This window comes from Streptomyces sp. ME19-01-6, assembly GCF_033793745.1.
GTDB lineage: Bacteria > Actinomycetota > Actinomycetes > Streptomycetales > Streptomycetaceae > Streptomyces.
The window spans coordinates 95,933-120,543 of the sequence record NZ_JARAXF010000015.1; the positions used below are offsets into that span (position 1 = coordinate 95,933).

12 protein-coding genes, 1 pseudogene and 2 CRISPR repeat arrays are annotated in these 24,611 nt (G+C 68.4%); of the genes and pseudogenes, 3 read left to right on the forward strand and 10 right to left on the reverse strand.

Annotated features, from left to right (window positions below; all coding sequences use genetic code 11):
• Window positions 1-2: 2 nt before the first annotated feature.
• From PV419_RS29245 to cas1e, 7 genes and pseudogenes are all read right to left on the reverse strand, one after another.
• Complete coding sequence (locus PV419_RS29245; RefSeq protein ID WP_319694058.1) at window positions 3-386, reverse strand: hypothetical protein; 384 nt, start codon at window positions 384-386, stop codon at window positions 3-5.
• Between the two features lie 2,287 nt (window positions 387-2,673).
• Window positions 2,674-3,007: a CRISPR direct-repeat array (repeat unit 29 nt; unit sequence GGGACCATCCCCGCGGGCGCGGGGAGCAG).
• Between the two features lie 149 nt (window positions 3,008-3,156).
• A complete protein-coding gene (locus tag PV419_RS29250; protein WP_319694059.1) occupies window positions 3,157-3,615 on the reverse strand; it encodes a DUF4279 domain-containing protein in 459 nt (152 codons plus the stop codon).
• 57 nt (window positions 3,616-3,672) lie between these two features.
• On the reverse strand, window positions 3,673-4,869 hold the full coding sequence (locus tag PV419_RS29255) for an IS110 family transposase (RefSeq protein WP_319694061.1): 1,197 nt from the start codon (window positions 4,867-4,869) through the stop codon (window positions 3,673-3,675).
• A gap of 1,578 nt (window positions 4,870-6,447) precedes the next feature.
• A CRISPR array of direct repeats spans window positions 6,448-11,357; the repeat unit is 29 nt; unit sequence GGGACCATCCCCGCGGGCGCGGGGAGCAG.
• Between the two features lie 556 nt (window positions 11,358-11,913).
• Window positions 11,914-12,552 (reverse strand): histidine phosphatase family protein, encoded by a 639-nt coding sequence (locus tag PV419_RS29260; RefSeq protein WP_319694063.1) that lies wholly within the window; start codon window positions 12,550-12,552, stop codon window positions 11,914-11,916.
• A gap of 65 nt (window positions 12,553-12,617) precedes the next feature.
• A protein-coding gene (locus PV419_RS29265) for an IS5 family transposase (protein WP_415925401.1) occupies window positions 12,618-13,426 on the reverse strand; the annotation gives its coding sequence in 2 pieces (ribosomal slippage) (window positions 12,618-13,106 and window positions 13,109-13,426; 807 coding nt in all).
• A gap of 143 nt (window positions 13,427-13,569) precedes the next feature.
• On the reverse strand, window positions 13,570-13,923 hold the full coding sequence (gene cas2e / locus PV419_RS29270; RefSeq protein WP_319694066.1) for a type I-E CRISPR-associated endoribonuclease Cas2e: 354 nt from the start codon (window positions 13,921-13,923) through the stop codon (window positions 13,570-13,572).
• Window positions 13,920-14,896, reverse strand: a pseudogene (gene cas1e / locus PV419_RS29275) (type I-E CRISPR-associated endonuclease Cas1e). The gene cas2e and the pseudogene cas1e overlap by 4 nt, the downstream one beginning before the upstream one ends.
• Window positions 14,897-16,025: 1,129 nt before the next feature.
• On the opposite strand from cas1e, the gene PV419_RS29280 reads away from it, so the two are divergent.
• Together PV419_RS29280 and PV419_RS29285 are read left to right on the forward strand one after the other, a co-directional pair.
• Entirely contained in the window at window positions 16,026-17,132 is a 1,107-nt protein-coding gene (locus PV419_RS29280; protein WP_319694068.1) for a hypothetical protein, read from the forward strand.
• Window positions 17,133-17,200: 68 nt separating this feature from the next.
• Entirely contained in the window at window positions 17,201-18,493 is a 1,293-nt protein-coding gene (locus PV419_RS29285) for a hypothetical protein (RefSeq protein ID WP_319694070.1), read from the forward strand.
• A gap of 8 nt (window positions 18,494-18,501) precedes the next feature.
• Here PV419_RS29285 and PV419_RS29290 read toward each other — a convergent pair whose 3' ends face one another.
• Both PV419_RS29290 and PV419_RS29295 read right to left on the reverse strand, forming a co-directional pair.
• Entirely contained in the window at window positions 18,502-19,407 is a 906-nt protein-coding gene (locus tag PV419_RS29290; protein WP_319694071.1) for a nucleotidyl transferase AbiEii/AbiGii toxin family protein, read from the reverse strand.
• A 53-nt stretch (window positions 19,408-19,460) separates the two neighbouring features.
• Window positions 19,461-20,666: a hypothetical protein gene (locus PV419_RS29295; protein ID WP_319694073.1), complete on the reverse strand. Its 1,206-nt coding sequence runs from the start codon at window positions 20,664-20,666 to the stop codon at window positions 19,461-19,463.
• 113 nt (window positions 20,667-20,779) lie between these two features.
• Here PV419_RS29295 and cas3 point away from each other — a divergent pair, with 113 nt between their 5' ends.
• Entirely contained in the window at window positions 20,780-23,725 is a 2,946-nt protein-coding gene (gene cas3 / locus PV419_RS29300) for a CRISPR-associated helicase Cas3' (protein ID WP_319694075.1), read from the forward strand.
• 74 nt (window positions 23,726-23,799) lie between these two features.
• On the opposite strand, the gene cas6e is transcribed toward cas3, so the two are convergent.
• Complete coding sequence (cas6e, locus tag PV419_RS29305) at window positions 23,800-24,606, reverse strand: type I-E CRISPR-associated protein Cas6/Cse3/CasE (protein WP_319694205.1); 807 nt, start codon at window positions 24,604-24,606, stop codon at window positions 23,800-23,802.
• Window positions 24,607-24,611 lie beyond the last annotated feature (5 nt).

Below are 24,611 nucleotides of genomic sequence, written 5' to 3' on the forward strand. Positions count from 1 at the left end.
CATCAGCCCTGCCGCCGGATGACGTTGTGGGCGCTGTCACCGGTGGAGACAATGCCTTCATTGTGCTGGACCGCCACCGCGCGGTCGCCCGAGGCGGACGTGGCATCGCTGCGCAGCAGCAGGGCGAGCTCACGCCGCAGACCCTCGTCGTCCCGCAGCAGCTTGCGCAGCTCGACGCGCAACGCCGCTTGTTCGTCCTCGCCGCCCTCGCTCGCGGCCAGATCGGTCACGGCCCGGACCACGCCGTCGGTGTCCTGCGGCCGACTGCTCGTCAGCCTGGCGAGTAGTCGTTGCCCCAGGTGTACGGTTCCGGACGTGGCGGCGTCCTCGGCCCGACGCAGCACATCCGCCCCGTACAGCGATGCCGCCGTGCTGATCGCAGGCACCGCCTGAGCGAGTAGTAACTCAAGCTCCACTGTGTCCCCCTCCTCACCCTCCAGCATGGCGCCGCGGATGTGCCGTAGCAACTCCCAGCACGACAGCGTGTCGCTGACGATGCGCCCGGAGAGGGGGCGGAGTCGTAAACCGCTCTATGACGGCCCGGAGTTCACGCGTGCAGCGTGTACCGCCAGCCGTGCGGGTCGTCGAGGGTGCTGTACTGGATGCCGAAGAGTGTGTCCCGGAGCTGTGTGGTCACCGTCCGTCTCGAACCGCTCCAGCTCCTCCGCCGAGACCGGCTCGCGGTACTCGCGCAGGTCCCGTACCACCGCCAGCGCCGACAACCCGCGCCTCCTCGCCTTCGACCGGACCGCAGATGGGTCGCACGAGCTGAGAACGCTTCAGGAATCCCGAAGTTACGTCACATGCCAGTAGAGCACTCGAAGGAGGACGAAGCCGCTGGACACAGCCTCAGGCACTCAGCGGGGCTCGGGAGAACTCGCGGGATGTCGCACAGTCGCTGCCGGATGTGCGGGCACCAGCGCCCCGACTGAACGGCCGACCCCACCGCCACACGGGGCCCGGCCCTGGCACACCCACAGTCGACTACCCGCCGCGCAGCGACGAGGGCCAAGACCACGACGACGAACCACGAGGCGGGTGCGGCAGCACACCCACCCCGGCGAACCCTGACCCCGCGCGTCAGCGGCGGACCAGCACCGCGTGCGTGACCGTCGGCGAGCCGACCAGCTCGGACACCCGGTAGCCGTCGATCCCGTCGCCCAAACGCACTGGGAGTGCCCCATCTGCCGGCGGACGACAAGGGGCTTTACCGCCCCTTGGCACAGGCCGTCCACGGCGGCCGAAAGCCCTACGAACGGACTGCCTGCGGAAACCTGCTCGCAGGGATCATCGTCAGCCTCCCCTCCCCCTGTCGCATGGGGAGCGCGGCACCGTGCTCCCACCCCGAAAGGTGGTCGAGAGCCGACAAGGGGTCCTTATGCCTCTCGATGCAGAAGACATCCGAATCGATGGGGTGACCGCAGGGGCCTACGGTTGACGACGGCGCACAGGGGCGCGGTACGGCGCGGTAGGTCTACCGGATCGGGTGACGGACGAATCGGACACCGTTGACACGTCTGCGAGTTGGGAGCACGAGGGCTCCCAGAGGGCTCCCACTTGCTCCCAGCCCGGAAACGGCTAAGGCCGCCTCCGCTACCCGCGAAAACGGCCTCCGACCTGCGAAAACGCTGGTCGGGACGACAGGATTTGAACCTGCGACCCCTTGACCCCCAGCCGCGCGGCAATTCTCCTTGTTTGCTCCACTTTAAGACTCTCGCAGAACTGGTGCTCCGTCAAGCTCCCTACACCGCCGTACACGGCAGAAGTCAAGTGCCAAAACAGAGCATCTGCCACATGGCCACGGCGGCCCTACCAAGTCGTGGAGTAAGTGAACCGCCGAGGTTGAATCCGATGATCAACCCGCAAGAGCTACCAGCCCTGCAACGCCAGGGATGCTGCGACCGAAGCGGACCTAATATTCCTCCCCACCGAGACAGAGCGGCACACCATGCGGGCGGCCGGGGGTTCACCACGTTGCCGACGCCGGCGACGGCGTGACATGGGCGACCGTGTTGGCACCCCTGCCTACGTTGCACACACCATCAGGGGCTACCTTCTGCAAAACGCTGAGCGCCCTCCCCCGGGCGCTTCATGAACAGCAGGGGATTTCTTGATCGATGTTTCCACGGCATCGCACTCGCCAGAAGGGCGGTGTGGGTGCTGGCGGAGATGAGAGATGAGTCGACCGGCCAAGGGCCCCAACCACCACAATCGTCGTTCGATCATGCCCTTGGCTGGTCGTCGCGTCTCTCATCTCCGCCAGCACCCACACCGCCCCGGCCACCATTCCACCCAGCACGACAGAACCGGTCGGTCCACCCCCGCGTCAGCGGGGAGCACGATCACTGGCCCGGCGACGGACCAATCGGTAGTGGTCCACCCCCCGAGTCGGCGGGCAGGGGGCTGCCATGCACGGCGTGATCCTGACCCTGGGAGCATCCCCGCGGGTGTGGGAGCAGACGTACAGGCCCCCCATGCGATCGGGGCGGGCGGGACCATCCCCGCCAATGCGGGGAGCAGGCCACCTCTTGAACTGTCAGCCACTCGGGACCGGGACCGTCCCCGCGGGTGCGGGGAGCAGAGAGTGTGCCCGACCTTGAGACGGACCGCATAGGGACCATCCCCGCGGGTGCGGGAGCAGGTAAGGCGGAAGGACGTGGACAGGCTGCCGTGGGGACCATCCCCGCGGGTGCGGGGAGCAGGCGTCCTGGTGGACGCCGGTGGGGCAGGTGTTGGGACCATCCCCGCGGGCGCGGGGAGCAGCGGGCGGCCTGGCACGGCGTGATGCCGCTGCCGGGACCATCCCCGCGGGCGCGGGGAGCAGCTGGACTCGCCACAGACCTGGCACAGCAGGTGGGGACCATCCCCGCGGGCGCGGGGAGCAGTGGTTCATCCGTCTGACGGGCGCCATGTTCCTGGGGCCATCCCCGCGGGCGCGGGGAGCAGTCGCTCTCATCTGCGGGTTTGGTGATCTGGACGGGACCATCCCCGCGGGCGCGGGGAGCAGACTTCAACGCCGTCTGCGACGCCCTCACTGCGGGGACCATCCCCGCGGGGCGCGGGGAGCAGGAACTACCGGGGTCGATGGCTTCCTAATGCTGTTGTCAAGCCGTCGGAAATACAACTCATGTGCCAGGTGAGTACGAGGTCATGTGCTCACCTGGCGTCCTCGGCTCCGGCCATGTCGTACTCGTCGATGTCGAGTTCGGCTCCGGTGGCACTGAGGAAGTCCAGGACGTTGCGGTCCAGGTGCCAACCCAAGAGGCTGGGGGCATCCGCTGCGCCCGGATGGGCTTGGTCGGTGTCGTTGAAGTAGCGCACGATGTGGAGCACTGCTCCGCCGCCGGTGCGGGCCAGCTGCCCGGTGAGGTCGCAGATGCGGTCTGTGTGGGGCTGGAGCCTGTTGAGAATGCGGGTGATCTGCTCGTCGACGCGCAGACCCGGCTCCCGGCAGACGACCATCCACGAGTGATCGACCGGAACCGCCGTCGGCTCGGTGAACCGGCTGCCGCGAACAGTCACCTCGTCAGGGGTGATGCCCAATTGGAAGGTCATGTCGTCTGCCGAGATGTGCCGACTGAACAGCGCGAAGTAGGCGTACTGGCGAAGTGGCATCCCGTGGAGGATAGCCGCGCTGGAAGTGGGCCGACCGTGATTATGCTTGCCCAGCAGTCAGGCCGCCTCGCTGACCGGAGGTTTGACCTCGTAGCACCGTCGGTCACGGATCAGTGCCCAGATGACGTTGACCCGTCGGCGGGCCAGGGCGAGCACGGCCTGGATGTGCTTCTTGCCTTCGGCGCGTTTTCGGTCGTAGAACTTCCGCGAGTTGGGGTCGTAGCGGACGCTGACCAGTGCGGAGGTGTAGAAGACGCGCTGGAGTCTGCGGTGATAGGTCACCGGCCGGTGGAGGTTGCCGCTGACCTTGCCCGAGTCGCGCGGCGCGGGTGCGACGCCGGCGAAGGCTGCCAAGGCGTCCGGGGAGTCGAACTCGTCCAGGCTGCCGCCGACGGCGGCGAGGAACTCGGCTCCGAGGGTCGCGCCGATGCCGGGGACGCTCAGGATGATGTCGGCGAGCTCGTGCGCGCGAAACCGGCCCTCAATGAGCTTGTCCGTCTCGGAGATCTGCTCGTTGAGGGCTATCACCTCCTCGGCCAGGGTGTGGACCAGCTTGGCGATGGTCTTCTCCCCGGGGACGGCGGTGTGTTGGCGTTCGGCGGCCTCCACGGCGGCTTCGGCCAGCGCTTTGGCGTTTCGGACCTTGCGGTTGGCCAGCCAATTTGTCAGCCGTGCAGTTCCGGTGCGGCGGATCGAGGCCGGGGTCTGGTAGCCCGTCAGCAGCTGCAGCGGGCCCGTGTTGGTCACGTCCAGGGCCCGCTCCAGGGCCGGGAAGATGCTCAGCAGGGTTCCGCGCAGGCGGTTGACCGAGCGGGTGCGGTCCTCGACCAGGTCAGCTCGACGTCCGGTCAGAAGCTTGAGCTCGATGGTGTCTTCGTCGCCGGGGTGGATGGGCCGCAGGTCGCGGCGCATTCTGGCCTGGTCGGCGATGACGTAGGCGTCGCGAGCATCGGTCTTGCCCTCACCGCGGTAGCCGTCGGATGCCCGGTTGACCAGCCGACCGGGCATATAGAGGACTTCCTTGCCGTGGTTGACCAGCAGGGCCAGCAGAAGCGCGGGTTCCCCACCAGCCATGTCAATGGCCCAGGTGACGGCACGGCCGTCTGCGAGGTCCAGGGCATCACCGATCAGCTTCAGCAGCTCGGGCTCGTCGTTGGCCACCCGCCGCGACAGCAGCGTTTTGCCATCCGCGTCCAGAGCGAGGCCGTGATGGTGGCCCTTGCCGCTGTCGATCCCCACCCATATCCGGTGCATGGCGCTCCTGTCGTACTCGTTCGTACTCCTCGTGCCACGGACCACCTCGCCGGCATTGCTCTACGCAGCGACTTGTTCGCACTTCCTAATCGGCGGCCGAGTCGTCGTGGGGAACCGGGCGGCCAAGCCATCAAAGCCATGATCGGCAGCTGCCTGATAGCCACACCCCGGCTCCCCTGGGCGTCCTCACCCTACGAATGGGAGGACCGGCCCGCCCCAGAAAGGTAGAGCTGCCTGGCTGGTGGGACCATCCCCGCGGGCGCGGGGAGCAGTGGGTCATTGCGTACTCCCTTTTTCCTTTCGGGGGGCCATCCCCGCGGGCGCGGGGAGCAGAGGTGTTCAGGTTCGCGGCTGAGCTGAGGGGGGACCATCCCCGCGCGCGCGGGGAGCAGATGCGGCGCCACAGCCGCGCCGAGCCAAGAGGGGGACCATCCCCGCGGGCGCGGGGAGCAGGGAAAGGCCCCTGCCGCCGCTCGAATCACACAGGGACCATCCCCGCGGGCGCGGGGAGCAGGTGGTCGATGAGTCCGTACCAGCACCGCCACTGGGACCATCCCCGCGGGCCCGGGGAGCAGCCGGTCGTCGGGTCGGCGTACACCGGCTTGAAGGGACCATCCCCGCGGGTGCAGGGAGCAGGCGTCCTGGTGGACGCCGGTGGGGTAGGTGTTGGGACCATTTCCGCAGATGCGGGGAGCAGGCCACCACGAGTAACGCAAACGGGTAGTGGGACCATCCCCGCGGGCGCGAGGAGCAGGCTCGTTCCCGGTGGAAAGTCCCTGAACGACGGGACCATCCCCGCGGGCGCGGGGAGCAGGACACCAACACCATCACTCTCGACCTGACCAAGGGACCATCCCCGCGGGCGCGGGGAGCAGCCGGCACGGCAGGGCGGACCAGCTGGAGAAGAAGGACCATCCCCGCGGGCGCGGGAAGCAGTCTTGCGGTCGGTTTCGGCGGTGGCGCGCCGCGGGATCATCCCCGCGGGCGCGGGGAGCAGCTGCTATTCCTGGGCAGCGCGATCGCGCTCGCGGGACCATCCCCGCGGGCGCGGGGAGCAGCGGCGACGACCTTCGCCCGGTATCCCGCCGCCGGGACCATCCCCGCGGGCGCGGGGAGCAGCGTCGCCCGTGAGTACCCGGGGGGTTGTGCTCGGGAACCATCCCCGCGGGCGCGGGGAGCAGTGCTTTGGAGTCACCGAGCCCATTGAGCTCCTGGGACCATCCCCGCGGGCGCGGGGAGCAGCTCAAGAAGATCGAGAAGCAGATCACGAAGGAGGGACCATCCCTGCGGGCACGGGGAGCAGTGCATCACTTGGGGTGCGGTAACAACATTATTGGGACCATCCCCGCGGGCGCGGGGAGCAGTGCGGCGGTGGCCGCATGACCGACACGAAGGCGGGACCATCCCCGCGGGCGCGGGGAGCAGTAGATTCCGATGTGCTCGCCGTCCTCGACGATGGGACCATCCCCGCGGGTGCGGGGAACAGCTGCGGTATCGACGTAGAACGGCCCGTCATACGGGACCATCCCCGCGGGTCCGGGAACAGCATCGCATCGGCGAGGGACTTCTGGGAGGCGAGGGACCATCCCCGCGGGCGCGGGGAGCAGGGCACCCCCGGAGGACCCGATGACCGACACCCGGGACCATCCCCGCGGGCGCGGGGAGCAGGCCTCGTTGCCTGAGCCGTACTTGCGAACCTTGGGACCATCCCCGCGGGCGCGGGGAGCAGGAGCCCGTGGTCGACGAGGACCTGCGCGGCTCGGGACCATCCCCGCAGGCGCGGGGAGCAGACGGTTCGTCAAACCGGCATCGATCACGAGCGAGGGACCATCCCCGCGGGCGCGGGAAGCAGCATCTGGGCTCAGCCACTCCCGGAAGTGGTTGGGGACCATCCCCGCGGGCGCGGGAAGCAGATCATCGGCGGTCCGGGCACGGACCGGGTGAGGGACCATCCCCGCGGGCGCGGGGAGCAGATGGCGTAGATGTCCGCCATGCGCTGCTCGCGGGGACCATCCCCGCGGGCGCGGGGAGCAGGCTTCGGCATCGGTCAGGGTCGGCGCCGCCGAGGGACCATCCCCGCGGGCGCGGGGAGCAGTGCGTTGGAGCGCCCGACCACGAGCGGGACGTCGGGACCATCCCCGCGGGCGCAGGGAGCAGATGGCGACCGCGCACCTGCGGGGCGACATGGCGGGACCATCCCCGCGGGCGCGGGGAGCAGGACTGCCCGCCACCGCCCTTGTTCGTGGTCTTGGGACCATCCCCGCGGGCGCAGGGAGCAGCCCGGACCCGGTCTTGCCGAGAACGGTCACGTGGGACCATCCCCGCGGGCGCGGGGAGCAGCTCACGGTTCCTCCGGTGATCGTCTTGTCCTGGGGACCATCCCCGCGGGCGCGGGGAGCAGGACGTGCCCGAGGGCTACGACGGGTGGTGGCGGGGACCATCCCCGCGGGCGCAGGGAGCAGCTCGTGCCACGCGGCGCGGGCGGTGTGGACCTGGGACCATCCCCGCGGGCGCGGGGAGCAGGATGGACATCGACATGCTGGAGGCCCGGCTGCGGGACCATCCCCGCCGGCGCGGGGAGCAGTAATCCGTACGGGACCACAGCGGTTGCCGCTCAGGACCATCCCCGCGGGCGCGGGGAGCAGGTGGAACTCGGCTGCGGGCGTACCCAGTACCGAGGACCATCCCCGCGGGCGCGGGGAGCAGGTCGTAAACGGCCCTCCACGGACCGACTGTCGGGGACCATCCCCGCGGGCGCGGGGAGCAGTTGACCGCGAGCGGGTTGCCGCCGGACTCCTGGGGACCATCCCCGCGGGCGCGGGGAGCAGTGTCGTAGGTGTTGCCGGACTGGCCTTCCTCCGGGACCATCCCCGCGGGCGCGGGGAGCAGACCTTCTCGGGTATGACGGGACCGCCGTTGTTGGGACCATCCCCGCGGGCGCGGGGAGCAGGTCATCCGGACAACGTTCCAGTTCACGGGCCTGGGACCATCCCCGCGGGCGCGGGAAGCAGTCCACATCTACGGGGATCAGTACCAACTTGCCGGGACCATCCCCGCGGGCGCGGGGAGCAGCCGTCCCTCCCGGTGTAGAGCCACCATCCGTTGGGACCATCCCCGCGGGCGCGGGGAGCAGAGCTCTCCGGCCTCGTCCTCGGCCTCGTTGGCGGGACCATCCCCGCGGGCGCGGGGAGCAGGAGCGCAAGAAGGACGGTCCGCACCTGCCGGTGGACCATCCCCGCGGGCGCGGGGAGCAGGGGAGGCCTCCCCGGCGTTCTGGTGGTCCAACGGGACCACCCCCGCGGGCGCGGGGAGCAGTTGTCCACCTGTGATCCGCAGCCGGACTAGGGGGGACCATCCCCGCGGGCGCGGGGAGCAGTGAACCGGGGCTCGGCGCGCCGCACACGTCGCGGGACCATCCCCGCGGGCGCGGGGAGCAGAGCGGATTCTTCGTCACCGCCAGCATCGCCCCGGGACCATCCCCGCGGGCGCGGGGAGCAGGAGGACGGCCCGGTACGGGGTCTCGTCCAGCGGGGACCATCCCCGCGGGCGCGGGGAGCAGTCATGATCGAAAAGAGGGGGGGACAAAGGGGGGGGACCATCCCCGCGGGCGCGGGGAGCAGCCGGCCGCGCGCCTGATCTGCTGGGCACCCAGGGGACCATCCCCGCGGGCGCGGGGAGCAGGACTACTTGGCGGTGATCTGGGTGCGAGGCCGGGGACCATCCCCGCGGGCGCGGGGAGCAGCGAAGACGACGGCCAGGACGCGGCCTGACGTCGGGACCATCCCCGCGGGCGCGGGGAGCAGGCCTTGTCCATCTGAAGGAAGTACTCGGGGTTGGGACCATCCCCGCGGGCGCGGGGAGCAGGACGGCGAATCCACGGCGGGCATGGCGTACATGGGACCATCCCCGCGGGCGCGGGGAGCAGCCTGAGGGCGCGCGCCCCGGTCGCTGAGCATCGGGACCATCCCCGCGGGCGCGGGGAGCAGTTCGTCGTGTCCAGCGGGATGGTGTTGGTGTCGGGACCATCCCCGCGGGCGCGGGGAGCAGTGGCGCCTCGACGGTGCGGGCGTCGTAGCGCGGGGACCATCCCCGCGGGCGCGGGGAGCAGAGCACTACGGCCGGCCGCGCGCTGACGTGGTCGGGACCATCCCCGCGGGCGCAGGGAGCAGCGCAGCAGGCTGATGTTCTGCTGCACCTCCGCGGGACCATCCCCGCGGGCGCAGGGAGCAGCGCAGCAGGCTGATGTTCTGCTGCACCTCCGCGGGACCATCCCCGCGGGCGCAGGGAGCAGCGCCGTGTTCCGGCGGACGGGGTGATGCCGTTGGGACCATCCCCGCGGGCGCGGGGAGCAGTCCAAGGCGGCTTGGACGTGCCGTCGGCCCCGGGGACCATCCCCGCGGGCGCGGGGAGCAGAACTCCCATCTGCAGGCCGAATACCTGGCCTTGGGACCATCCCCGCGGGCGCGGGGAGCAGGCCCTAGGCGCCCCTGTGCGGCCGTCTGAGCCGGGACCATCCCCGCGGGCGCGGGGAGCAGCCGGTCGCCCCGGTGCCGGTCACGGCGGTGTAGGGACCATCCCCGCGGGCGCGGGGAGCAGCCGCCCTCGATGGCTTGCAGGACGCGGCCCCGGGGACCATCCCCGCGGGCGCGGGGATCAGGGCCCTAGGCGCCCTGTACGGCCGCCTGAGCCGGGACCATCCCCGCGGGCGCGGGGAGCAGCCATTCCGCCGAACCGAGCACCGAGGCGAGCTGGGACCATCCCCGCGGGCGCGGGGAGCAGGCCAAGGGCGGCGCGGCCAAGATCGGGCTGGAGGGACCATCCCCGCGGGCGCGGGGAGCAGCGCAGCGTGCCGAGCACCGTCTCGGCGTCGCAGGGACCATCCCCGCGGGCGCGGGGAGCAGGACGGATTCGAGCGCGCGGCTGTCGGAGGCCTGGGACCATCCCCGCGGGCGCGGGGAGCAGCCATCCTTCATGTGCGTGACCTTGAACCCCAGGGGACCATCCCCGCGGGCGCGGGGAGCAGAAGAAGGCGCAGTCCGTCGCCGACCTTGGCGAGGGACCATCCCCGCGGGCGCGGGGAGCAGATCAGGGGCGGGGAGAACAGAACTGCGGTGCAGGGACCATCCCCGCGGGCGCGGGGAGCAGCGGGAGGCCGTTCTATGCGCGCCTTTTTGGGCGGGACCATCCCCGCGGGCGCGGGGAGCAGAGTTCGTCCCTAACTTCTTGCCGTGACGGCTAGGGACCATCCCCGCGGGCGCGGGGAGCAGTGGGCGTGCGACCCGTCCAAGGGGATGCAGACGGGACCATCCCCGCGGGCGCAGGGAGCAGTTTGGGCGACCCGCGCGAGGACTGACCACTACGGGACCATCCCCGCGGGCGCGGGGAGCAGTTCTTCACCTGGAACGACCTGCCTGACCAGCAGGGACCATCCCCGCGGGCGCGGGGAGCAGGCGCGCCCGCCAGACTATGCACTGATGCGACCGGGACCATCCCCGCGGGCGCGGGGAGCAGTCTGTCGTGAACCGCCCCGGTGTGGCAGCGTCGGGACCATCCCCGCGGGCGCGGGGAGCAGAGGCGTTTGCGATCACGGGTTATTTGTTGTGCGGGACCATCCCCGCGGGCGCGGGGAGCAGCGGGTCCTGCTGATCGAGCGAGGCTGGGACCCGGGACCATCCCCGCGGGCGCTGGGAGCAGCCCGCATTCCATACGTGGCCTCCACCATCGCGGGGACCATCCCCGCGGGCGCGGGGAGCAGCCGGCGATGTCGGTCCGCTCAAAGTCAGCCCGGGGACCATCCCCGCGGGCGCGGGGAGCAGCTGGGGCTGAGCGGCTGTCTGACGGCCCCGGAGGGACCATCCCCTCGGGCGCGGGGAGCAGGCCGTTTCGGCCCCCGTGCCTGGCGGGGGCCGGGGACCATCCCCGCGGGCGCGGGGAGCAGTACGGCCACTGCCAGTACCAGCCCAGGCACCCGGGACCATCCCCGCGGGCGCGGGGAGCAGGAAGAAGTCGCCGACAGCCGCGTGAACGCCGGGGGACCATCCCCGCGGGCGCGGGGAGCAGCTGCCGCCGAGGATCGCGTTCGACTGCGTCGCGGGACCATCCCCGCCGGTGCGGGGAGCAGTTACCCACTGGGCGCACGGGTCGGGACTGTCGGGGACCATCCCCGCGGGCGCGGGGAGCACTTGATCACTTCGGGTGAGAGCTGGGCCACGATGGGACCATCCCCGCGGGCGCGGGCAGCAGCCCTCTCCGAGGGAGAGCCGCTGGACGTGGCGGGGACCATCCCCGCGGGCGCGGGGAGCAGCCGTCGTCCACGCTGCCGGTGTTCCGGATGATGGGACCATCCCCGCGGGTGCGGGGAGCAGAGCTCGGCTGTGGCCTGTGCCCGGTGCTGCGCGGGACCATCCCCGCGGGTGCAGGGAGCAGGAGGCGTAGGCGTACCCGGCCTCCGGGCCCATGGGACCATCCCCGCGGGTGCGAGGAGCAGCCTCCGGGCATTCCCGCAGCGCAATGCGGACGGGGACCATCCCCGCGGGGCGGGGAGCAGCCCGGCCGGAAGGTGCTGCGGAGGCGACAGGTGGGACCATCCCCGCGGGTGCGAGGAGCAGAGCCAGACCCTGTTCACCGTGAAGTGGTCCGGGGGACCATCCCCGCGGGTGCGGGGAGCAGGTTCGCGGTGGAGTCCACCACGATGTAATCGCGGGACCATCCCCGCGGGTGCAGGGAGCAGAGCCGGTACAAGTGCTGCGCCATGTCCGAGAGGGGACCATCCCCGCGGGTGCGGGGAGCAGATGAGTACGGCGTCGTGCATGTGCTCGTAGCCGGGACCATTCCCGCGGATGCGGGGAGCAGGGACGGGGGCCGATCGTGACCTGGCTCCTGTATCCCCGCGGGTGCGGGGAGCAGTCGCCGCCGGGCCGGTGTCCGGTGATGCGCCGGGGACCATCCCCGCGGGCGCGGGGAGCAGACTGCGCGACCTGGGTCTTTAGAGCTCGTAACACGATCTTGCTGAAGTGCCTTGGCCGGGCGTGCCGAAGTCGTGATTCACCGTTGCGCGGAGTCGAGGTGGCGCGTGTCGCCAAGGCTGATGACTTGGCGGTTGTGGAAGAAGTCGTCCTCTCGCAGCGTGGTGATGCTGCCGGAGGGGGCCCGGAAGCTGGCGTAGCCGGCCGACCGGATCGGCATCCTGATCCAGGACGCCACGACGAATGTCAGTGAGCCGCCGTGCGTCACGATGACCTGGTGCTCGCACGGACGCTGCAGGATCTCGTCCATGGCCGCGTAGATGCGTTGCGCCCACTCCGCCTTCGTCTCGGAACCCTCCACGCCCTCGTCATGGTTCATCCGTTCCCCGACAGCCGGTGGTGGGACGAAGCGCCGGTCCAGCCACTCCTGTGGCCTTCCCTCCGCTTGACCGTAGGACTTCTCCCGCAGCCTGCGATCAAGGATCGGCTTCACGCCGAACAGTTCGGCTGCCTCCTCGGCGGTCCGCCGGGTGCGCTGCAGATCTGAGGAGAACAGCTCGACCTCGGCACCGTCCGGGATCTGGGCCCGGAGCGCATGGGCGATGGAGGCCGCTGCACGGACACCGGCGGGCGTCAGGCGCGAGTCGTGCCATCCGCCGACGACTGCCTCGACGTGGTGCGTCGCCTCTGGATGGGTCACGACGTAAAGGGTGCGCACGGGAGCCTGCCTTTCATGTAACTGGCTTCCTGCTGATCGCGGCCCGCTATGCTAGCCAACCGCGATCAGGGTTCGGCCTTCTTGAGTCGCCTCCAGCACATCAGACCGCAGGCCAACGACAGGAGGGCATCGTGGAGTTCGCGACGGCGCTCCCAGCGCACAGCCAGACGCTTGAACTGGTGCAGCAGGGCGAAGCTCTGCTCGACCACGTAGCGGAGCTTGCCCAGCCCCTTGATGTTTAGGGCGCCCTTGCGGGAGATCACCGGCATGATCCGGCGCTTGCGCAGTTCACGACGGACGGCCTTCGAGTCGAAGGCTTTGTCGCCCAGCAGAGTGTCGGGGCAACGGCGGGGACGGCCCGGACGCCCGGCCACCGGCGGGATGCCGTCGACCAGGGCGAGCGTCTGCGTGATGTCGTTGACATTCGCCGCAGTGGTAATGACCTTGAGCGGGGTTCCCTTCCCGTCGCAGATCAGGTGGTGTTTGCTGCCCGTCTTTCGCCGGTCGACCGGCGACGGGCCGGTGTCGGCTCCCCCTTTTTCGCGCGGACGTGGGAGCCGTCCACGCACGCCCTAGACCAGTCGAGTTCGCCGGCCGCGTTCAGTTCGGCGAGCAGAATGAGGTGCAGTTGGTCGAAGACGCCGGCCTGCTGCCAGCGGTCCAGGCGTCGCCAGCAGGTCTGACCGGAGCCGAACCCCAGCTCCAGGGGCAGGAGCTGCCAGGCTATGTCGTTGTGGAGCACGTACAGGATGCCCTGCAAACACAGTCGGTCCGGTACTGGCCGCGGCCCTGGCGACTGCTCGGGCCAGCGCGGCAGCAACGGCTCGATCAGCGCCCACAAGGCATCGTCCACGATCCACGGCCGAGTACTCACGCCATCACGAACGGCCGAATCGTCTGAGCAGTCACGCCCGACCAGGACATCTCAACAAGATCGTGTTACGAGCTCTTAGCACAGGGAGAGGCCGGTTTCCCGGACTTTCATCGATTCCGGCAATTCGGGCACATCATTCATTGTTAGGCGTGCTTGCCGAAGCGGCGACGCTTGGACGCCTTACTCCAGCCTGGTTTCGGGGCGCCGGTGGTTCGCTGTGTTTCTGGGTGGGGGCGCCGGATGAGGGTTATGCCCTCGTGGTCGACGGGGTGCCAAGCGTGGTCGTGGGTGCGGAAGGTGAAGCCCTGCTCGTTGTTGGTGGTGTGGGCGAGCAGAGAGCGGCCTTGGCCTGCGTGTTGGCACACCTCCTCCCACAGGGCGTCGCGGATGCGGGCCGATGGATTGCCGATGAAGACACCAGCGGAGATTTCCAGGAGCCAGCGGGTGAGGAAGCCGCGAAGGCCTGGCGGACAGTTGGTCAGGACGATGACAGTCACCAGAACACCTCCTCGACATCCGGACCGTCGCCTTCGGCGTAGTTGCGGCTGGCCGACACCTGGCGTCCGCCGTCGCTGTGGAGAACGACGCGGTCCGAGTCCGGATCAGCGACCGTATTTCCTCCTGCGGCATTCGGCCCAAGCAGCCCTTTGATGTCGTCAACGCAGCGGTCCAGCAAGGACGTTTGGTTGATCCGGTCCCGCAGGGCCCGGCGTGTGCGGGCGCCGACGTCCTGGTCATCCCCGGCAGCGACATCGAATGCGACGGGGATGCCGATCTCGGTCTTGTACAGGTCGGCGATGTCGAGGACGAAGGACAGTTCATGCCCGGAGTGGACGAAGCCCAATGCCGGGCTGCAGGCGAGGGAGGCCACCACGGCGTGGGCGATGCCGTACATGCACTGTGCTGCGGCGGTGATGGCCTGGTTGACGGCGTCGCCGCTGGTGAAGTCGCCCGGGGTGTAGCGGCGGCCGCGCCAGGGGACGCCGGTGCGGGCGGCGTGCTCGCGGTAGCAGTCCTTCACCCGGCGCCCCTCGCGGCCGAGGAGCTCCTGCCGGGTGAGGCCGGCGGGGTCCTCGTCGGGGAAGCGCAGCCGGTACATGGCGCGTCGACGGCGAGTCATGTGCGGGGGTTGGCCCACTTGGCGGCCTGGGCTTCGGCGAGGGCAGAGCAGCGGGTCAGTGCGCGGCCGGCAGCGTAGTAGCGCACGCCGTGTTCGCCGACCCAGGCGACGGCCGCTCCGCTCTCGCCGAGGACACTCATGGCCTGGTGGGTGATGCGGGTGCCGGGACCGAGGAGGAGTGTCCCGATGGTGGCGGACGGGATGTGGGTCGTGCCGTCCGCGTCCTCGGCGGTGATGGCGTTGGCATCGCGGTGCACAAGGCACCGTTCCAGGTAGACGAACGACAAGCGCTCCCCGGTACGGGTCAGGAGCCTGAACGAGCAACGGACTTCGACCGGCTGAGCGCGCACTACGCCAGCTCCACCCCCGCATCGGCGAGGAGCACGCGCCGACCCCGCTCTCGGTTCCGCGGGCCTGTTCGCCGCCCAACGGCCATACACTATCTACTCGGACGAAGCGGGCGAGGGGCCGTTCTCACTTGGAGCGCAGCAAACCTTGCCACGCATTAGGTGATGTCGGAAGTGATTTCTGGGAGATGAGGAGCGTTGTGCGGCCAAACGAAATCTGCTCTTCCCGAACAGACGCACCCCATCAGCGCCAGGCAGATGAGGCGACCGTCTGCCAGCAGGTGGCCCGGGCCGCGCTTCTAGCCGCACTGCACGACTCCTACGACGCCACATTCCGGGCTCCTGCAATGGCGCAGACTGTGGCGCACCCGAACGGGTTTGTGAAGCTCCCCTTGGGAGTGGTCACTCACAGCGAGCAACGGTTATTTCTGCACGTCTGGCTAACCGGAGTTGAGGACACACAGGCTCACGATCATCGTTGGGACTTCTCGTCCACCGTGTTGGGTGGAGCCTTATACAACACCGTGCTGGAAGTCGCACCGGCCGACGACGCGCAGACGGCAGGGGCGGGACAGGGTTCGACCCATCGGGTAGTCCGTTACCAACCCCAACGAGGTGGCTTCCGATTCGACGCGCGCCATGAGCGGCAGGTCCATGTGGCTGTCCGGCACACTCGAGTGGTGGTGGCTGGAGAGCACTATGGCATGTCGGCGTTGACGTTTCATCGGGCGAGGGCAACGCCCGGGACGATGACCCTTGTCGCCAGGGGCGTTCCGTTGAAACGGTACGCACGGGTCCTGACACAGGGTGAAGTTTCCCAGGAACGGCAGCGGTGGCGGCATGTAAGTCAAGCTGAGCGGCTCGGCTATCTTCGCGATGCGTTGGACTGCCTCGCGTGAGCCGGGTGCGTCATCGAAGCTTGGCTGGGGGTGATGACCCGCTCGCGCTGATCCGCAGAGATGCGGTCCTAATCGTGGCTGTGCACATCTCAGAGCCTCCAGTCGATCCCTTCCGTCCGGGGCCCCTGGAGAGACGCTGGCGTGTTGGCCGGCCTGACGAGGTGGTGTCCAGCGCCTCACGCCGTGCCGCGTATACGCAGCGTCACCTCGGCCCGCTCCTGTGGGGTCCACAGGTGCGCTGGCATCGAGAATTGCCCAATACGGTAGAGTCACCCGCCCGATTCCTGCTGTCGGCGGTTGAGTTGATTCGCCTCAACAGCGCGACACTCGACGCCTTAAAGGATATGGATTCACCAGCGGAGGCGAACGGCGTGGCACTGCTGCACGGCGCTCTGCCTCCAGATACGCCCATGCGACTCCCGAAAACGCTGCAGGAGTGCGCCGATGTTGATGAGCATCATGGGCGGGGTGTGCATCGTGCTTGGGTGACGCAACAACTGCCGCCGGGATGCCGGATCGCAGCCACCGAGCGTGAGGCGGTGCACTGCACACTCATCACTGCTCGCAGCAGTCATCTGCGCCTGCATCCGGGGCATGTGCAGCAGGGTTGGACCTCCATCGATCAGTGGCTGTGGCACATGCACCACGCGACGCTCTATCCACCGGGCCCTGAGGCTCTTGAGCAGCTCAAGGGTATGCGCCTGCCACTTCCCACCAAGGTGCGTGGCGTGCTCGGCGTCCGCGGGCTGACGCTGGTGGGCACCGAGCGTGACCCGGGCCGCGACGTTCCGCTCAACTACTACGACGGCACCAGCTATCACCTGACGACTCTGTATGCGGACGCCTTGGCTCTGGCTAGATTGCAGCAGATCGTGCTCGACGCGTTCGGCCGCGCAGTGGCACGGATCGGGGAACACGAACCCCGGCGGCGGAAAGTAGCGCAGTTGGAGAGGGATCTGCTTGTCTTCCGTCGCAGCTACTGGACAGCTGACTTCGGCCGGCAAGGCACCGTTGACGCCATGATGCGTGCTTGGCAACAGAGCACCGGCTTGCACCAGTCGCTGCAGAGCCTGATCAACGACCTTGGCGAGCTTTCCCGCCAGGTGCAATCCGCGGAGACGGAGACGACCAACGCCATACTGGGGCTTCTCGCGGCCGTAGGGTTGCCGCTGACGACGGGGCTTGCTGTCTGGCAGGGATTGCCCCAAGCGGGGGCGTCGCTGCTGTGGCGGACCTTGTCTGTCACCATGGTGGTCACGGTGGTCCTTGTAACGTGCTTCCCGGGGCTGCGCAGGCTGTTCGTCGACCTTTTCCGCCGCAGACGGCGGAGGCGGCGATAATGCTTGCGTTCTCATGGCCACCGCGGCATGCCCCTGGGTACCCGTCCGGGTGTGCGGACACCGGCGATGTGCTGGCCCATTTCGCTCAGGGTGATGATCGGCAGGCGACTATGGTCGTTGTCACAAGCGCCTTGCGAGCCAGTGTGGAGGATAGCGGGGATCACGAGGCAGGCCTTGAGCGGGTGCGTCACAGCCTGAACACCATCGGTCGAAACTTCGGCGCCGAGTGGAATCCTTCGTATTACGGCAAGGATCTGGTCCTGGTCCGGGCTGGGAAGCACTCCCCTCCAGTAGGGGTCTTCACGGGTCTGCTGGGAGCCGAGCATGCGGGTGGGGGTGTCCGGCACGGCTGGGCGGTGGGGCACGTATCGCTTGCCGGGGACAGTAATGCGCGGCGCGAGAGGTTATTGCGTGCCTGTTACGGCATATCGATGGCCGCGCGGATGCGCCGGGATTGGCCGGACCTGCAATCATCCCGAGCCGACGAAGTGCTGGGACAAGCACCGGGACTGCTCTCCGTAAGGAAGGGTGCCTCGCTGCTGGCAGGTGTACTCGTCCGCCCACTGGGCAGCCAGGAGACGGGCTTAGGGGCTGGACCGGAAGAAGATCCGCGTTTTCCTGGGCTGCAGTCGGCAGATGCCTGGAGAGCTTTCTCAGCGGCGCCCCCGCAACGAGGTCTCTATGTGGTGAGCGATGTCCACGACATCGAATGGGGCACTCCCTGCCGACGGCGGTGCGGCGTGCGCCTTACGGAAGGCAACGCGCATCAGATGCTTCCCCTGGCCACGATGTGGCTGAACGGACACCTGCCGCTGGAGGATGTGTTGTGCCGGGCCTACCGGCGCCGCGTTCAGCGGGAGTCGTTGCTGCTGGGGCACCTTCGGACGATGAGCGACGCGGCCGCTGCCGGAGGCGCGCTCTTCGCGACTCTGGGCGATGGTCTATCCGGCATCGTCTCAGGTGCGGCGCTGATGGAGTCGGCAGTGACCGTAGCAAACGATTGGACCGCCGGCCAGATGCACAGTGGAGCCGGTCTGGCGCGGCTGGGCGAGGCAGGACTCGGCGCTGCTCGCCGTCACGCACACTTCAGCCTGCATGTGACCAAGACCCTCAAAGGCACAGCACACCGAGAGCGCATCCTGCATGTGTTCGGTGAACCCCTCGGTGTCGATGCTGCCGACTCGGTCGTCGAATTCCTCTCCGGTCTTTGGAAAGCGGGGCCCGGAACGCCGGGCTTCCACCATCTGGCGCATGCCCTCCGGTGGCGCGGCTGGTGGCAAATGCATCTGCCGTCCAGCGCACATGCTCGGCTTGCCCTGATCTTCGACTCCGTGCACGACAGCAGTGCGGCGGACACATAACGAGCAGGTCATGGGGTTGCCCACTGCCATCTGGTGCATGACCACACCTGTGGCACGTCCTCTGCTGCCTGTGCGGTTACTGGGCCGTACGGGGCTACAGGTGTCTGCAGTACTGGGCTCCAGAAGTGGGCCAGCTGGTCTACCGCCTCGGGCAGGCGGCCGAATGCCAGCCCATGGCGAAAGGTTGCCGTGTCCCAGAAATCCAGCCATTCCGTCGGCGGTGGCGGGAGGTGTGTCGGCCATTGGCGCCCCATGGCAGTGAACTCCAGCGCCACATCACTGCGGACTTCATCAAGGAGCAGCTGGGGGGCGCTGGGGCTTGCGGCAGCCAGCAGGAAGTCGACGAGGTCGATCCAGCGCGTGTTGATTTTGCCGCCGCCACGCTGTCGTGTGTAGCGCAACAGCTTCTGGGCCAGGCACCGGCTGAGGGTCGCCGTAGGCACCGTGACCGGGGAAGGCCAGGCAGGGAAGGCCAGAAGTGCGGTGCGTGTGTCGCCGGCGACTTCGGTGTCCGGTACCAGCAGGACGTTGAGCAGTACCTGCTCGTGGTCCTCCCCTGACCGTATTCTCACCAACGCGCGGTACACCGTTGCTTTGTCAGGTGAGCTGAACACGACGGGCTCCGAGCGCATTAGCTGAAGTCGCTCCCCCTTCGGGCCGGGCGGCAGTTCGGAGGCGGACAACAGCAACTCCCCCGCGCTCGCGGACATGGCCAGGTCCACATCGTTCGGCAGGCGTGCCGTGGGGCCTATCCAGCCCAGGATCGCCGCGGACCCCTTGAGATGCCAGATATCCGGTGGCAGTAGTTGATCGATACTCGAGAGGACCGCTGCTACGGATTGGATCAATTGGCGATCACTTGTGGGAAGCGCGTCCTTGTCCGCCCCATCCCATTGTCCGGGTCGACCGTCCACTCGGCGCCTCCTCGGTCATGCGTCCGCATCGGGGCTCGTTGGAGCGCCGCACATTACAGGAGGGTAGCCACGGAGGGCGGATGATGCCGGACATCCGCTCCCTGGGATATCCACTGGTACAGGCGTTGAGATGGCTGGGGCAACACATCCCGGCGTCCGGTGCAGATGGCGACGCGCGCTGCCAGTTCCCGCAGTGCGGTGATCCCGCAGTCGGCAGCCAGGGCCAGCAACCTGTCGGGGACATACGAGGCTACTTCCTGGTGCCGGCCAGCGAGAGCGAGCAGTCGGGCGACCGCGAACAGATTCCGATGGGCTGCTTCCAGCAGTTCCCGCACGGCCTCATGGCCTGCCGATGTGTTCACGACGCGGTCGAGGTAGTGAACGGCACGCGGCAGCAGCGTCGGCTGCGCGCGCACGATTCCGGGGATGCGCCGAGACACCTCCGCCTCGGGGTCGATACGGGGCAGCGCATATCTGAGGGCGCGCACGTCGTTGTTCTGTATGCCGCGGCGCCACACCTCTGGTGGGCTCCCTGCGACATCGCGTGCCGACCCGGTGAATAAGCTGGCCACCGGTTCGGTGGCGCTCTTCTCCGCTGACAGACGAAGCCCGAGAGCTTCGAGCTCGGCTTCCACTGCGGCACGGACATGCTCAGCTTCGGCGGTGTCGTGAACGAAGACGTGCCAGTCGTCGCCCCAGCGAATCCACCGATCCGGCGCCATCACGGCAAGACGCGCATCGATCGTATGTAAGGCGGCTGTGCCGAGCCGGTTGGCCCAGCGATGCCCGGGGAGAAGAGGGCGGCCGGTCCTGCGGTGCAGTTCCGTCAGCTGCTGGGCGAGCGTGTCGGTCATCCAGGGCGCATCGACTAGCACGTGCAGAGGAAGCGACTCACCGAAACGATGAACGTCGAGTTTCAGGACGAGCGGTAGATCCGTCTGGCGACCGAGCGCGTGCATTCGGTCCCGTCGCGCGCGGTAGGCGCGGCGGTAATCCCAGTCTGTAAAGCGGTAGCTGAATACCTCAGGGTACGGCCGGTGGTGGTGTAGAGAGCGTTCGACCAGGAGGTGCATGTGGGCGCGTACCGCCGCGTGCACGACGGGTATGTCTTCCGTGCGCCGGGCGAGTGGGACCCGAAGCCACCCGACGTCGAGCTGCGGCGGCGCAGACAGGGTTCCGTCGGCCAGCGCATGGGTGACGTCGGCGGCGCCGAGAGCGTCGGGGATCCAATCCGTCATCAGGTCGTGGCTGAAACTCATGCTGATCGCCCTGTTCGGCGGGGTGGCGTCGCCTCTCACAGCGGCATGATGTCACCCCGCAGGCAATTGCCCTGTGGTATCGCCAGAGGGACTGCGCGGCGCAGAGGGGGAACATGGTCAACGGTTCGACGTCGCAGGAGGGGTTGGACGTCCTCGCGGCGCTGGGTGTCTTGGTGGGAAAGACGCCCAGCCATGCCGACGGAACGATGAATCTGCTGCTGTCGCACATGCTGGACACCGCGGCCGTCGCCGACATCATGTGGGAGCAGTTTTTGGCCCCGTCCACCCGGCGGCTTCTTGACGAGATCGCCGGAGGTACGGGCAAGGGGCGCGGGTTTTTCGTGTGGCTCTGCGGAGTGCACGACTGTGGGAAAGCCACTCCAGCCTTCCAGAGGAGATGGCAGACCGAGGCTGCGGCGGTACGGGCGGCTGGGCTGCGATGGCATGAGCCGACCGCCCAGCGGTTCGATTGGCATCACGGGCGTGCCGGAGGACACCTGCTGCAACGGCTGCTCAGGGATGCTGAATGGCCGGACGAGCAGATCGCTTGGGTATGGCCGATTGTGGCAGGCCATCATGGCTTCTTTCCCCTCGCGAGTGCCCTGAGGCCGGACCCCAGAGCGCGTGGCCAGTTGGAGGGCGACGAGCGCTGGGCGACAGTGCAGCGGGCTCTCGTTCAGCGCCTCACCGAGGAGCTGGAGCTAAGCTCGTTCGCAGACCTCGCGCCTGTGCTGGTGCCGACACGTGCTGCTCAGTTGCACCTGAGCGGGTTCGTCGTGATGGCGGACTGGATCGCCAGCGGCTCCAAGCAGTTCCCCGGTGTCGACTCGTTGGGTGAGGTGAGCTTCGCCCGGGCGCGGGATCGTGCCGACAAGGCATGGACGAAGATCGGTCTGCGGCGTGGCTGGGGGAAATTGCCCGAGCCGGATTCCGATGCTTTCGTGCAGCGGTTCGGGTGCGAGCCGCGTCCCTCGCAAGTGCTGGCCGTGGAGACGGCACGGCAGATGGAGGCTCCGGGGCTGTTGATCGTCGAGGCTCCTATGGGAGACGGCAAGACCTGGGCCGGGCTGATGGCGGCGGAAGTGCTGGCCGCGAAATTCGGCGCGGACGGCGTGTTTGTCGGTATGCCGGAATGGGCGACTCATGACCCCATGTTCGGGCAGGTCAGACGGTGGGTTAGCCGCATTGACGAGAGCTTGGCCGCGCGCGTCTCCCTGCTGCACGGGAAACGTATCCTCAACAAAGACTGGAGTGAGCTGCTGAGCCAACCGCCCGAGGCTCGGCTCAGCGCGGTCGGCGAATGCGGAGAGTCGGCGGAGGGCGGTCGGCGCGTACCCGGAGGCAGTGGGCAGGTACACGCTGAGCCATCGGGGTCGCAGGTACCTGCCGAGTGGTTCTTCGGCTACGGGCGCGGGCTTCTGTGTCCCTTCGTCGTCACACCTCTTGACCAGCTGCTGTACGCCACGACCCGCACCAAGTTTGTCATGCTCCGTATGGCAGGGCTGATGGGCAAAGTCGTCGTGCTCGACGAGGTCCACGCCACCGACGTCTACACCTCGCAGTTTCTTCTGGAGGGCGTGCGCTGGTTCGGCCAGGCTGGCGTACCTGTAGTGCTGCTGTCCGCGACGCTGCCGGCCTCACAGCGTCAGGCTCTGGTGGACGCCTATCTCGCGGGGGCCGCAGGACGTGAGGAGTACACGGCTGACGATCTCAGCCAGCCTGAGGGCTACCCTTCCATCACTGCGGCTTGGAGAGCACCGGAGGGCATCGGACACCGTTCCACTGCACCATCCTGCGCGAGCCGACGTGCGGACTTGCCCCTCACCGTCGAACTCATGCCGGAGCCGGTCCCGCAACCACGTGCCGATCCTGCTCTGCATCGGATGGCACAGGACGCCGCCGACGCGGCTGTCGCCGATCGGCTCGAGGAAGAGCTGACACATGGCGGATGTGCCCTGGTTATCCGTAACAGTGTGGAGCGGGCCCAGACACTCTGCACCGCGTTGCGTAAGCGCTTCGGTGACGAAGTAGTGCTGCTGCACGAGCAGCTCCCCCTCGGAACACGCGCCGATCGCACGGCGCACTGCCTGCGCCAGCTAGCCCCGCAACAGGATGGCCCCGAACGCGAGTGGCCCACCCGATTCGTCGTGGTCGCCACCCAGGTGGCAGAGCAGGCATTTGATGTTGACGTGGACCTTCTGATCACAGACTTGGCCCCGATTGACCTGCTGCTGCAGAGAATCGGCCGTCTGCACCGTGGTGACAAATCGCTCCGTTCCAATCGGCTTGCAGCGCCACGTGTGATCGTCACGGGTTACGCCTCCGGGGACGCCACAACTGGGGCAGACGACATCGACAGGGCTGCGGGTGGCCGTGGCATCCCGCAGTTCCTTGCGTGCACCGAATCCCTTTACGACCGCCATCTGCTGCTGCACACGGCGGCTTTGGTGTTCAGTGCTGCCGGACGCCAGGGCGCATGGAGCATCCCGGGAGACATTCCCTCGCTCGTGGCGGCCGGATACGGCAGCGAGGATGTGACTCCGCAACCGTGGCGGGACGCAGCACAGTCAGCCCGATGGCGTTGGGAAGATGAGCAACGCAAACGGGCACATAATGCCTCACATCACCTTCTGACAAGACGCGGTGACAAAGAAGGGCCGACGCTGGCCGGTCTCCATTACCTGACCGTTCCTCCCGGCAGTGGTGACAGCGGCCTGACCGCCTTGGTGCGGGACCGGGATCCGGGCGTGGAGGCCGTCCTCCTGGTGCGGGATGGCAGGAGATACCGGACACTTTCGGGAAGTGTTCTGGCGGAGGACGGCGCCCTCCCGGATGAAGAATGGGTCAACGACGTTCTCGCAGGCGCGGTGAGACTCCCCGCGAGTTGCGGCCCCGGGGTGGCCGATGCTCTCCATGTCCCGCCTGGCTGGGACAAACACCCTTGGCTGGGCCGTAGCCGCGCTCTGGTTCTCGAGGCCGATGGAACCTCTGTCCTTTCCGGGCGGCGGCTACGCTTCGACACCATTCTCGGGCTCATGGACGACGGCCCTGTTGGCTGAGGGGCCGTGGAGGGAGCGCGGCGTCTTTCGCGTGGCGTTGCAAAGAGGTGCCCGGAGGTCATCGTTTCCGCCCGTCAGCCCTTTTGACCTGGAAGTGGGGCGAGGGTGAGCAGGCCGCAGCCGTAGGCCTTGGCTGGGCCGATTCCTTCCAGGAGCCGGGTGGTGAACGCGGCAGGGTCGGTGACACGCAGGCGGCCTTCGAAGGTGGCGCTGTGGAAGGTGACGCGGGGGCCTTTGCCGTTCTTCGTGAATGAGTGGCGACGGTGGGCGGTGATGCGTACCTCACGCGCCGGGTTCGGATCCCAGGCCCCCTTCTCAGCCCCGGGGTCGCTGTCGGCCGTCGTTTGGGCCAGACCGGGGGCAGGGGCGTCGGTGCGGGATACGGGAATGTCGAAACCCCACCGTTCAGTGCGGGTGAGGAACCAGTCGAGCTGTGCGGCTGCGGTGCGATGGGCCATCCTGAAGCCCCGCCTGCGCTTACTGTCTGAGCCGTCCGCAATTCGGGCTGCCTGGGCAGGCGTGGGCTTGGTCGGATTCTGAGTGTTCTGTACCGGGTTGGCGGTCAGACGGAACGCGAACTCCCGTCCGGTGGCGATCTGGTCGAGTAGGGGGGTGTAGTCGCGGACGGCTGCGTGTTCCCCCTCAGCGTCGGGCCATCCGGCCTTCTCGACCACGTGGGTCCAGTCGGGCTTGGACCGGGTGAGGACGAACAGGTATGGCCGGTGGGGGTTGTCGGCGTCAAGTCGCCACAGAATGCGCTCCCCTTCCGGGCTTCCGGGGATGCCGCCCACGACGGCGGCGTGCATCGCGCGGGGATTGGCCAGCAGTACGCGGCTCTCGGCGCGGAGTGGATTGATACGGATCCGGGAGAGGTAGGTCATGGCGG